The 12,905-nt window shown below is 48.3% G+C and carries 9 protein-coding genes; 2 read left to right on the forward strand and 7 right to left on the reverse strand.

Annotated elements, in window-relative coordinates; translation table 11 throughout:
* Window positions 1–61: 61 nt before the first annotated feature.
* The 4 genes from hutI to secDF form a co-directional block, all read right to left on the reverse strand.
* A complete protein-coding gene (gene hutI / locus DWU89_RS08365) occupies window positions 62–1,312 on the reverse strand; it encodes an imidazolonepropionase (RefSeq protein WP_115499197.1) in 1,251 nt (416 codons plus the stop codon).
* Window positions 1,313–1,314: 2 nt separating this feature from the next.
* Window positions 1,315–2,220 (reverse strand): glutamate formimidoyltransferase, encoded by a 906-nt coding sequence (gene ftcD, locus DWU89_RS08370; protein ID WP_115499198.1) that lies wholly within the window; start codon window positions 2,218–2,220, stop codon window positions 1,315–1,317.
* Window positions 2,217–4,220, reverse strand: a complete 2,004-nt coding sequence (locus tag DWU89_RS08375) for a urocanate hydratase (protein WP_115499199.1) — start codon at window positions 4,218–4,220, stop codon at window positions 2,217–2,219. The genes ftcD and DWU89_RS08375 overlap by 4 nt, the downstream gene beginning before the upstream one ends.
* Window positions 4,221–4,392: 172 nt before the next feature.
* Window positions 4,393–7,407, reverse strand: a complete 3,015-nt coding sequence (secDF, locus tag DWU89_RS08380) for a protein translocase subunit SecDF (RefSeq protein WP_115499200.1) — start codon at window positions 7,405–7,407, stop codon at window positions 4,393–4,395.
* A gap of 162 nt (window positions 7,408–7,569) precedes the next feature.
* Here secDF and DWU89_RS08385 point away from each other — a divergent pair, with 162 nt between their 5' ends.
* Entirely contained in the window at window positions 7,570–8,574 is a 1,005-nt protein-coding gene (locus DWU89_RS08385; RefSeq protein WP_115499271.1) for a DUF4468 domain-containing protein, read from the forward strand.
* A gap of 10 nt (window positions 8,575–8,584) precedes the next feature.
* Window positions 8,585–9,133 carry a DUF4468 domain-containing protein gene (locus DWU89_RS08390; RefSeq protein WP_115499201.1) on the forward strand — a complete coding sequence of 183 codons (549 nt, stop codon included), beginning with the start codon at window positions 8,585–8,587 and terminating at the stop codon, window positions 9,131–9,133.
* A 196-nt stretch (window positions 9,134–9,329) separates the two neighbouring features.
* Here DWU89_RS08390 and DWU89_RS08395 read toward each other — a convergent pair whose 3' ends face one another.
* The 3 genes from DWU89_RS08395 to DWU89_RS08405 form a co-directional block, all read right to left on the reverse strand.
* Window positions 9,330–10,214, reverse strand: coding sequence for a DUF4373 domain-containing protein (locus tag DWU89_RS08395; RefSeq protein WP_115499202.1), 885 nt, complete (start codon window positions 10,212–10,214; stop codon window positions 9,330–9,332).
* A gap of 535 nt (window positions 10,215–10,749) precedes the next feature.
* Window positions 10,750–12,378, reverse strand: coding sequence for a flotillin family protein (locus DWU89_RS08400; RefSeq protein ID WP_115499203.1), 1,629 nt, complete (start codon window positions 12,376–12,378; stop codon window positions 10,750–10,752).
* 20 nt (window positions 12,379–12,398) lie between these two features.
* Window positions 12,399–12,893 carry a hypothetical protein gene (locus tag DWU89_RS08405; protein WP_115499204.1) on the reverse strand — a complete coding sequence of 165 codons (495 nt, stop codon included), beginning with the start codon at window positions 12,891–12,893 and terminating at the stop codon, window positions 12,399–12,401.
* Between the last annotated feature and the right edge of the window lie 12 nt (window positions 12,894–12,905).

Raw genomic sequence — 12,905 nt, forward strand, 5'->3', positions numbered from 1 at the left:
TCTCTGTTACGCATTGATAAATCTTCATTTACTCGCAATATTTAATTTAATACCAATTCTATCATACGATATAAAGAACACCGTCTTTGATCACTGTATCTACCAGGTTCATGCCTACATGATAAGGCAAAAACTTATAAGAAGGGAACTTCAGCAGAATCATATCTGCTTTCTTTCCCACATCGATACTACCGATCTTCTTGGCCCGTCCCAAAGCAGCCGCTCCGTTAATCGTAAGTGCGGTCAAAGCTTCTTCGGGAGAAAGCTTCATTTGGATACACGCCAGAGCGAACAATAGCGGGATCGAACAGGAGAAACAGCTTCCGGGGTTCAGGTCGGAAGCCAACGCAACGGCACAGCCGGCATCTATCATCTGCCGTCCCGGGGCATACGGTTCGTTCAGCGAGAAGGCGGTAAGCGGCAACAATGTCGCAATCGTGCCGGAACGCGCCAACCGCTTGATGCCGTTATCAGAAATGTGCAACAGATGATCGGCACTGACGGCTTTCAACCGGGCAGCCAGCTCGGCTCCTCCGAAAGAGACGATCTCGTCGGCATGGAGCTTCAGTTTGAAACGGTGTGTACGGGCTGCGTTCAGCAGACGTTCGCTTTGCTCGATCGAGAAAACGCCCTGTTCGCAAAAGACATCGCAGAAGGTCACGGAATGTTCTTCGCGGATATGCGGCAACACTTCTTCTATTATGTAATCGACATACGCATCCGTGCGTCCTGCAAATTCGGGAGGAATAGCATGCGCCCCTAAAAAAGTAGAGACAACATCCAGCGGATGTTCGTCGTTCAGTTCCTTCATGATCCGGAGCTGGATAAGCTCAGTCGCCAGGTCCAGCCCGTATCCGCTTTTCCCTTCGACGGTGGTAACACCCATATCCATCATCGTGTCGAGACGGTCGTACGCATCCCCGAAGAGATCGTCGTAACTGGCCTGCCTGGTGGCGTTCATCGTATTGACGATGCCGCCGCCCCGTTCCATAATCGACATATAGCTATCACCTTTCATCCGCCAGGAGAACTCTTCCTCACGATAACCGCCAAAGACGAAATGCGTATGGCTGTCCACAAAGCCGGGAAGCAACGCACGTCCGGAAGCGTCTACCTCCAGATACTCCGACGCATCGATCTGTTTCATTACCTCTTCGGTCGGCCCTACATGCGTAATCAGGCCACCCGAAACGGCTACCGCCCCGTCTTCAATCACACCGACATCGGACATGGCCGCGCCTTTCTTCGCCTCGAATCCGGAACAGGTCACCACCTGCGAGGCGTTCCGTATCAATATCTTTTCGTCATCCATACCTATTCCATTATTCTGGCTTCCAACACCTGATTCATTGAAAAGTCTTCCAGTCCCAAATAGTAGGAAGCCGTGTCGATCAACGCTTCCATCGGGACCAGCCCGATAATCTCACTTCCGACAACCGGAACCCCGTAACGGCGGGCTTCGATGCGCACCAGCTCAAAAGCGCGGTAAAGAGCCGTGCGGGTATAGTCGGTCATGTTGATCGAAACCTGCACGATGCCGCGTTCCTTCAGCTCCACTCCCATCGCCTTGCAATAGCGGAGGCCGCCACCGATAAAGCGTATCTTCTTTGCAATGTTGCTTGCTATTTCTAAATTTGCCGTACCTAAATTGACGTTGTAAGCCACTAACGGCATACGGGCGCCGATCGCAACTGTTCCGGCTGTCGGATGCCGTTCGGCAGGACCAAAATCGGGTTTCCATTCCGGCAACCTGATCTTCTCTTCCATTCCCTCGAACTCTCCTTTACGGATAGCCGCCAAGTTCTCACGATGGGGAGCCGAAGCGGATTTCTCATAGAGGAAGACAGGAACATGATAGAGGGCGGCAACCTTCTCGCCGACTTCCTTAGAGAGCGCAATCGCTTCGTCCATCGTACAGCCCCGGATCGGGATGAAAGGAACGACATCGACCGCTCCCATCCGGGGATGCTGCCCTGAATGTTTCGTCAGGTCTATCAGTTCCACAGCCTGCCCGACTGCTTCCAACAGGGCATCCTTCAGGGCTTCCGGTTCGCCGACTACTGTCACGACCAAGCGGTTGTGGTCTTCGTCGTTGCTATAATCCAATAGCTTTACACCGGCTTTGGCGCGAAACTTGTCTACGATCTTCTCTATTTTCGCCAGATCTCTTCCCTCACTGAAGTTGGGGACACATTCCATTATTTTGCTCCAAGTACTCATGATTTGTGTTTTAAAGAGGTACGTACAATATGTTGAATTAAATCTTCTTTCGGGATAAAAGGCAAGGTGATATGATAACCGCCGTCATACTTCTCATTAAAGGCGGCACTGGTGGAGAGGGCATTCGGATTACGCGCCCACGAACGGCGTGCCACGCCTCCCATCACATCCCAGATCATGGCAGAACGGAGTATTTCATCCACCCGCTCGCTTCCGTCGAGCACCATGCCGAAGCCGCCGTTTATCGCCTTTCCGATGCCAACCCCGCCGCCGTTATGGAGGGCGACAAGGCTCATGCCCCGCGCCGCATTCCCGGCAAAGCATTGTACAGCCATATCGGCCATGACGTTGCTGCCATCGTATATATTGGATGTTTCCCGGAAAGGCGAATCCGTCCCGCTCACATCATGATGGTCGCGTCCGAGCATAATCGGCCCTACTTCCCCATCGCGCACCATGCGGTTGAAGCGGAGGGCGATATTCAGTCTTCCCTCGGCATCCTGGTAAAGAATGCGTGCCTGGGTGCCGACAACCAAGCGGTTCTTCTCGGCATCGCGGATCCAGTTGTAGTTGTCCAGATCCTGTCCGCGCCGGGTCGGGTCGATACAATCCATTGCGGCATGGTCGGTCTTCACCAGATCCTCATGCTTTCCGCTCAGGCAAACCCAGCGGAAAGGCCCGTAACCGTAGTCGAACAGTTCCGGTCCCATAATATCCTCGACGTATGAAGGCCAGATAAAGCCGTCCTTCTCGTCCACACCGTTGCGGGAGATTTCCGTCACTCCGGCATCGTAAATCGCTTTCATAAACGAGTTGCCGTAGTCGAAGAAATAAGTGCCGCGGGCCACAAGCTTCCGGATCACCTCGAAATGGCGGCGGAGGGAAGCGTCGACCAGCGAGCAGAACTTATCCGGATCGCGTGAAAGCAATTCCGTACGCTCGCCAAAAGAGATTCCGGCAGGGCAATAGCCGCCTTCGTAAACGGCATGGCAGGAAGTCTGGTCACTCAGCAGGTCGATCCTGATAGACTGCGCCTCGGCATATTCCAACAGGTCTACGATATTGCCATGATAGGCAACGGATATCGGTTCTTTCGCCTGCATCGCCTCTTGCGCCATGCGGAAGGCTTCCGCTTTATCGGCGGTTACATGCTGCACCCAGCCTTGCGAATGGCGGGTTTCTATGCGGGAACTGTCTACTTCTGCAATGATACTGGCAACGCCGGCAATGACAGCCGCTTTCGGTTGTGCGCCACTCATGCCGCCAAGGCCGGAAGAGACAAAGAGATGTCCGCGCAAATCCTGATCCTGCGGAATGCCTAACTTCTTACGTCCGGCATTCAACAGCGTATTGAATGTGCCGTGTACGATTCCCTGCGGACCGATATACATCCAACCGCCCGCCGTCATCTGTCCGTAGTTGGCGACTCCCATCTGGGCGGCGACATGCCAGTCTTTCTGGTTGTCGAACATACCGACCATCATCGAGTTAGTGATGATGACACGCGGAGCGTCCGGCCGCGAACGGAACAATCCCAACGGATGCCCGGACTCGATCACAAGCGTCTGTTCAGTCGTCAGTATTTCAAGATATTGTTTGATCAGGCGGTACTGCATCCAGTTCTGGCAGACCTGTCCCGTCTCGCCATACGTAACCAGTTCATACGGATAAAGGGCGATGTCGAAACAGAGATTATTGTCGATCATCACCTGAAAGGCTTTCCCTTCCAGGCAATTTCCTTTGTATTGATCTATGGTTTTTGCTTTCAGGTCGCCTTGCGGCCGGTAACGGTATCCGTAGATTCGGCCACGGGTCAGCAATTCTTCCATAAACTCGGGAGCCAGCGTTTCATGCAACTCTTCCGGAATGTAACGGAGTGCATTCTTCAAAGCAGTCTCTGTCTGTGCAGGCGTAAGTGAATAGCCGCGATCGGGGGCGCGGCGAATACCGGCGATAAAAGAAGGATAATCCGGCAATTGGTTACTCAGGCGTACTTCCATAACATAATCTTTTAAGGTGTTGCTTACAATATGTAAGCAATTATCAATGTAAGAGGCCTACAAGATAATCATTCTCTTTCATCTTGCCAACCGGACGTCTTATGTTTAGAAGCACAAAAAAAGGCCGTTCCCCGAAAGGAACAGCCTTTTTATATCGAATCACAACAATTTCTTATTTACCAGCTTCAGCAGCCGCTTTCTTATTGATCTTTTTCTTCTGCAATTCGTAAGCGATAGGAGTTGCTACGAACAGAGTCGAATATGTACCGATAATGATACCCAACAAGATGGCAAACGTAAAGCTACGGATTGTAGCACCACCGAGGATGAAGATACACAACACAACCACCAACGTTGTCAATGATGTATTGAACGTACGACACAGGGTAGAGTTCAAAGCGTCGTTGATCACCTGGTAGCGGTCACGTTTCGGATACAGACCGATCGTTTCACGGATACGGTCGAATACAACCACGGTATCGTTGATAGAGTAACCGATAATCGTCAGGATAGCCGCGATAAACGTCTGGTCAACCTCCATAGAGAACGGTAATACCTTCCAGAGCAATGTGTAGAATGAAATGATACACAAAGTTGTTACAGCTACGGAAGCGAATGCACCTACAGAGAAAGAGATGTCGCGGAAACGAAGCAGGATATAAGCAGCCATACAGATCATGGCAAAGATAACTGCCAGGATAGCTGCATTCTTAATATCGTCAGCCATGCTCGGTCCTACTTTCTGAGAACTCTGGATATACTGGCCGGTGAACTGATCCAGTGTCGTTCCTGCCGGAAGCAGTGACTTAACGCCTTCGAACAATTTTGTTTCGATTTCCTGGTCAACCGACGGGTCGCTGTCATCAATCTTATAGTTGGTAGAAACACGAACCTGGTCCGGAGTACCGATCTGGATAACGCTAACGGAACCGTCTAACTGTGCATCCAGCATATCACGAACCTCGTCCGTCTTCACATCCTGGTCGAAACGAACTACATAGTTACGTCCACCCGTGAAGTCAATACCGTTGTTCAAACCGATTGTCGACATGGAGATAGCCCCTAAAACGATGATACCGGCAGGAATCAGATAACCCACCTTGCGAGCTGCCAGGAAGTTGATCTTCGGATTCGTCAACAGGTCTTTTGTGATAGAAGTCGTAAATGTCACGTTCTTCAGTTTGTCTTTAGCCAACAGCGCTTCGTAAACGATACGAGTCAGGAAGACTGCTGTCAAGAAAGAAGCAACCAAACCGATAATCATTGTCGTAGCGAAACCGCGGATAGGACCTGTACCGAAGTAGAACAATACAATACCTGTGATAATGGATGTCAAGTTTGAGTCGAAGATAGCGGAGAAGGCGTTACCGTAACCATCGGCAATAGCTTTGCCCAATGACTTACCGGCACGAAGTTCTTCTTTTGTACGTTCGTAAATCAACACGTTAGCATCGACCGCCATACCTAACGTCAACACCATACCGGCGATACCCGGCAGAGTAAGAACAGCCTGGAAAGATGCAAGGATACCCATCGTGAAGAAAATGTTCAACACCAGAGCGCCGTCGGCAATCAGACCCGGAATGATTCCGTAGAATGCGCACATATAAATCATCAACAGGATCAAAGCCAATGCAAATGAAATCACACCGGCGTTAATAGCTTCCTGACCCAAAGACGGACCGACAACGTCTTCCTGTACGATCTGTACGGAAGCAGCCATCTTACCAGACTTCAATACGTTTGCCAAGTCCTTCGCTTCTTCCGGAGTAAAGTGACCGGTAATCTGAGAACGTCCGCCGGTGATTTCCACCTGTACGTTCGGAGCAGAATAAACCATATCATCCAGAACGATAGCGACAGCCTTGCCGATATTTTCTTTCGTCAGACGGGCCCATGCTTTGGCACCTTCTGCGTTCATCGTCATACTAACCTGCTGTTCCGAACGACCTGCCTGCTGAACGAAGTCGGCGTTGGCATCCGTAACAACGTCACCACCTAAGGCAGGCGTTCCGTCACGGTTAGTCATCTTGATAGCATATAAGTAGAAATACTGTTCTTTTTCGTCAAGCGCCTTAACACCCCATTTCAAAGAAAGGTTACGCGGCAGGATATCTTTTACCTGCTTCATGTTCAGGTATTCATTGATCTTGGCAATATCCTTCTTGTCAGCGATACCGACAACCGGACCAGAAGCCAACTGACCGTTATACTGGTTGATCTGCAAAAGTGCGAACAACGGATGCTGTTTTGCAAATTCCTCCCGGCTCAAGGCAGCTTGTGTTTCAGGTTTATCTTCACCAATCTTAGCCAACAAAGAGTCTGCGTCGTTAGTTGTTTCAGCAGGGGCGGCTGTTGTTGTTTCCGTTGTTTCAGCAACGACAGCGTCTGTGCTTTCCGTAGCAGCAGCAGAATCTTCTGATTTCAGAACAGTTGCCAATACGTTATCGGCAGCAACCAACTGCTGGTAGATTTCCGGCAAGTTATATGTTTCCCAGAATTCCAGGTTTGCACTACCCTGTAACAATTTACGTACACGTTCCGGTTCTTTCACACCCGGAAGTTCAACCAGAATACGACCGGCTGTTTCCAGACGCTGGATGTTCGGAGATACAACACCGAAACGGTCGATACGGGTACGCAATACGTTAAATGAATTATCGATAGCGCTCTTCAGTTCGTCCTTCAACACAGAGACAACCTGCGCATCCGTACTCTGGGGAGTGATTTTATCTTTCAATTCGAAAGTACTGAATATGGCGGATAAACGGGCGCCATTATCTAACTTCTTATACTCTTCTGCAAACAGATCAATGAAGTCCTTCTGACTTGTTGCCTGGTGCGCATAGGCCAAATCCAATGCTTTGTTGAAGTTCTCATCCTGGTTGTTGTTTGAAAGCGAGCGAATGACATCGGCCACATTCAACTCCAGAACGACGTTCATACCGCCCTTCAAGTCAAGTCCTAAACTGATTTCCATTTCACGGCACTGCTTGAGCGTATAGCCCAGCCACACCTTCTGAGTAGATAACGAGTCCAAATAAGAACTCTCTTTCACCGGATCTCCACCTGCATACTCAGCGGCTTTACTGTTGTAGTGTCTTGTCACAAACGAGAATGACAGATAAAACAGACAGACAAGCGTAAGTAACACCGCAAAGACCTTTACAAATCCTTTGTTTTGCATTTGAATCTTATGTTTATGTTATTATTCGTTTTTTCACAGGGTGCAAATATAGCCTTTTTTTCTTTGTCCAACAGTAATTAGATTAATTTATTTGTCACACTCTTAGTTTATTTCAGCCACAATTATATATCTTTGCCCGTAAAAAACATAGAAATAATGACCATGAAGCATCTTTTATTATTAGCACTATTTATCCCAAGCCTTCTCTGGGCTCAGGATGATTCCAAGTATTTGGCCGGAGCCGTTCCCGTTGAGAATGGTAAAGTCGTATTTACTCAAGAGATAAACGCCTCCTCTTTTTCTAAGGATGAAGTATATAACAGAATGTTGGATTGGGCCAACGGATTTTTCAGCGAAGACGGCAACCGCGTCGTCTATTCCGACCGTTCGAAAGGAGATATCGCTGCCGTAGGACAGGTTTACCTGGTGTTCCAGAACACAGCCCTGTCGCTGGACCGTTCCATAATGAACTATCGCGTCACAATGGAATGCGAAAACGGAAAGGCGATCATGAAAGTTGCCGGTATCCGCTATGAATATAATGTATCATACCAGCGCGAACCGGAAAAATATACAGCCGAAGAATGGATTACAGACAAATATTGCTTGAATAAGGATAAAACCAAGTTGAACCGCGGCAACGGCAAGTTCCGTACCAAAACAGTCGATTTCGTCGACGAGATGTTTGCCTCCGCATCGGCAGCCTTTGGCATCCAGACAGTTCCGGCCGCACCGGTTGCTCCGGCACGGACCGTAACGCCAGTAGCACCGGTAACAGCTCCGGCGGCCACTCCTGTTGCTCCGGCTCCGGTAAAAGAAGGTTATGTAGCCTTTGCTGCCGACAAAGTTCCGTCTACCATCTTACAAATGTTGCCCGAAAGCGATATGCAGGTTGCACCGGCCGGCAAACCGGATACGAAAGAGACATCTGCCGTCTGGAAAGGCACAGGCAATATGTTCGGCAAATCGATTGCTTCCATCGCAATCGGCAAAGACAGCCCTGTTTATAAGGAAATAGGAGACAACGACACCTACAGCCTCTCTTTCTTCAAGAAAGGCGAGAACGGAGACGCTTGGTTGATCATCGACTGCCGCAAGCAGGGCGAAACAGCCGAAGGACAGCAGATGACTGTCATTGGAGAGATTATTAATGTATGGATGAAATAATTCGGATTATATGAAAAAGCTGATTATCCTTATATTGATTATGTTCCCTGTGCTAACTATGGCACAGGGACATAAGGGCGAAGTCGAAGAATGCGCCCCGATGAAAGACGGGAAAGTATGCTATCGCGACACCGTCCATGTAAAAGATATGAACCAGGTCCAGATATTCGACGTCATCGAAAAGTGGGCGAAAAAGAATTACGGCAAAGACGTATTCCTGTCGAATGTCAACTCCAAGAAGTCCAAAGGGATCATCAACGTTTCTTCCAAAGTCGAATTACTGTTGAACGATACGGACAAAACGATCATCAAATACAAGATGAAGATCTCCTGCCACGACAACAGCTATTCGGCGGAAGTCGGCAACATTGTCTACCAGTACGATCCGGAGAACAATAAGAAGTTCAAGACCTATTCGGCAGAAAGCGTAATTGCCAACAACGGGAAAAGCAATACGGTCGCCCTGATCAAAGATCCGAAGCTCTTCTGCAACGCAACGTTTTTCTTCGTAGAGAATCTGTTCGCCGACATCCTGGATGCGGTGAACGAAGCGGAATAATGACCTTCATGGAGGCTGTTGCTTTTCAATTTCATGCCACAAAGTTACAACAGCCTCCGGAAGCGGAGTTGATTTATGTCGCATAACGTGTAGTTTCTGTACATTAATAGCTCTTAGTTTGTCAGAAAACGCTTAAGCGGTCCCGTCATTGCCTCCGTTTAACGAAATGCTGGCGTGTTTCCTCGTCCATCGGCATTCATATAAGCCCGAGTCTTTTAGCATTCTCGACAACGGCATCTCCCAATTCGATAGCCTCTTGTATTTTCGACTTTCTTTCAGGTTGAGCCGCCCGCGCAAATTTTTTCTTCGTTCCATGATTCGACTGCCAGTAATGGAAACGGCGGGTAAAATCTTTTTTGTGTCCGACAGTATCTTGTTCTCCGCTCGAAACAATAAAATCGCAAAACTCATTCAACTTGCCGGGAAGCATCTCGTTAAACCCGATACCTTCTCCTGATTGCCTGACAGCGGATGCCCGCCAATCTTCATCTTCCAATAATTCATTTTTCCAAATCTCCCATTGCTCGCGCCCACTCGCCTGCGGAACGAACGGAGTGAGTGTAGTTTGATTTGTATTTATTTTTATTTTATTTTCCTTTACTTTACTTTGTGTACTTAAACCCTCTTTTTGGGGAGTTTCCGGGCAAATAACCGGGGTTTTGGGGGAGATAACCGGGGTTATCAGCTCATTAACCCCCATTAATAAATATGAACGCTCCTTGCTGTCGAACATTTCCGGCTTTTTGGTCTTTGCCAGAAAATAACGCTTCTGGACAGACAGAGAAGTCAAAACCCGCTTTTCCACGAATAAAGCAGAGTCGAACAACCCGACATCGACCATTAACAACAAGATATCCAATACCCTGCTTTCCGGTATCTGGACTTGTTCCGACAGATCGAATAAATAATCGTCATTTGCCGCCAGATAGTAACCATTCGCATAAATATCACAAAGAATTGTCATATATAAAAGAAATGATTCCGCACCATATTCTCGTTTTACACGACGGATCTTTAAATCTCTTAATATATTCGTATCTACAGGGAAATAATCTAAACCTTTTTTAATTGGACGTGCCATGATTAATTATGAATTTTGAATTATGAATTGCGATGATTGATAAGAGATGTTCTTCTGCGATCCCGCGTCAAGCGCGGGAACAAGAGCCGGAAATTCATTCATCCGTTGATTAAAATCAACGGCAAAAGAGAGCCTGCGGCATAAGGAAAAGCGTTGTTTTTTGTGTTCATGATATTAAAATTCATTGTTGTAAAATGTTGGATTTGCAGTTAATTAATTCAGTTAATATCTGTTTTCATAGTCGATTATTCGGTTATGATTACAATACAAATATAAGCCCTGAAAAAGCGTTTGTCAAGTAAAAAATAGAAAACGCCCCATTCTTTACACTTTGTTAACATATCAATAAGGGCTATATTCGTCTGCAAACATCACTTTTCCTTATAATGTTCACACGCGTATAAATACATAGGCATGGATTTTATTTTCCATGGGCATGGAATCGGAAATGCATGGGCATGGAATCGGAAATGCATGGGCATGGAAATGAGAGATGCACAGCCGTGCATCTCTACAGTTATCTCACCGAAAATCATCATTTACCGGCTGTCTTTTCGTCCTTGCCTTTCTCTTCCGGGTTGATGATGTTCTTGACGGTTTCGCCGATCGGCAGTTTGTCCAAGACACCGAGGCTTGGGGCGACAGTCTTGACCAATTGGTTCAGGAAGTTGCCGGTAGCACCGTTTCCGCCGTCAAAGACGGTGATGTTTCCGAGGTTGATGTGTTCGAATGCTTTCACTTGCTCGCCGGCAATCTCTTTCCACTGGTCGACCATCTTATACTGGATCGCAATGGCCGGGTTGGATTCGGCCGCTTCGACCATCGCCTTGAAACCATCGGCTTCGGCCAGCAATGACTTCTTCTTACCGTCGGCTTCGGCTTCCAGCTTCATGCGGATGGCAGCAGCTTCGGCTTCGGCTTGCGCCAACAGGGCTTTTGCACGCGCTTCAGCCTCGCGGATTGTCTTTTCGGCTACGGCATCCGCCTGGAGGATCGCTTCCTGTTTAGCGATTTCGGCAGGAACGATCTTTTGGGCTTTCAAAGCAGATTCGACCTTTTTAGCCTTTGCTTCTTCCACTTCTTTCTGGGCTATTTCGCGGGCAGCCTGAACCGAGGCTTCCGAACGGGCAGCGGCTTCACCGGCTTTCTTATCGGCATCCGCCTGTGTGACGGCAAGTTCCGAATTGGAGAGGGCGATATCTTTGCCGGCTTCGTTACGTCCGATGGCGGCTTTCTTCCCGGCATCGGCTTTCTTGATCTCCATATCGGAATTCAGTTCGGCAATGCGGCTTTCCTTCTCGGTATTGGCTTTCTCGATATTGATGTTCTTCTCGGCTTCCGCCTTGGCTACCTGCGATTCCTTTTCGGCATTGGCAATAGCGACCTGCGAAATACGGTCTTTGTCGGCATTCGCCACCGATATTTCCTGCTGCTTCTTGGTTTCCGCAATGGCGATATCCTGGTCCTTGCGGGTTTCGGCGACCTTTGTCTCGCGTTCCTTTATCTGGTTGGCGATCTTGATCGCTCCTAACTTTTCCTGTTCTTCGATGTTTGCCTGCGCCTCGTTCAACGCTTTACTTTCGGCTTCTTTACCGAGGTTGACGATGTAGTTGGCTGCGTCGCGAATATCACTGATATTGATATTCATCAGGTAAAGACCGAACTTCCGGAGTTCCGTATCGATATTCTCACGCACTTTGGACAGGAACTTATCGCGGTCGGAGTTCAATTCTTCAATCGTCATATCGGCAATCACCAGACGCATCTGTCCGTAAACGACATCCGTAATCAGATTCTGCTTATCTTCCGACTGCAATCCGAGCAGACGTTCGGCAGCGTTCTGCATAACTTCGGGATCGGTACTGATCGCAACCGTAATAGTTGTCGGCACATCCACGCGGATATTCTGGGCGGACAAGGCTCCGGTCAACTTACAGTCGATCTGCAACGGTTTCATGGAAAGGAATTCATATCCCTGGATAATCGGCCATACAAAGGCGGCGCCACCATGATAAAGCTTGGCTGACTTTTCCCCGGAGGTCTTACCATAGACGACCAACACCTCATCACTCTTACATTTCCGATAACGGGATAGGATACCGATAAACGAAATAATGACCACCACAACCAGTATGGCAACCATGATTAACATCTCCTGTGTCATAATTCTAATAGATTTGTTATTTATTGAATATACATAATTCCTGATTCCACCTTGACAATCATAGTCCGGTCGCCGGTCTGATATTTCCTGTCCTCGAGCGAACGGACATCCATTTCACGCAAGGCGCCGTTGACAGCGACCTGCACGACATAACGTTCACCGTCGTGTGCATAGATCGTACATTCGCGTCCCTGCAAGGCTTCCAACTTCTCCGGCTTGTTCTCTTTCTGCAATTGCCAGGCCTTTTTATACAGATACCAAAGAACCAGAACAAAGATAAGGCCGACCAGAATACCGATGGCATACGACGTGATATCCGTTCCTTGCGAGATATACATATACCAGCCCATTCCGATGCAGAAATGTGTCAATCCCTTAAAGGACAAGATACTGCCAAGGTCTGCATCGACATCGACATCCGTATCGATATCGCCAAAAAAGATGGAGACTATAAACTGGATCAGAAAGATTGCCGTAGCAACAATGGCTACTGTAAGAAAGATTGTGCTTGTCATGATTGCTTGAAT

The sequence above is a fragment of the Parabacteroides acidifaciens genome, from assembly GCF_003363715.1.
GTDB lineage: Bacteria > Bacteroidota > Bacteroidia > Bacteroidales > Tannerellaceae > Parabacteroides > Parabacteroides acidifaciens.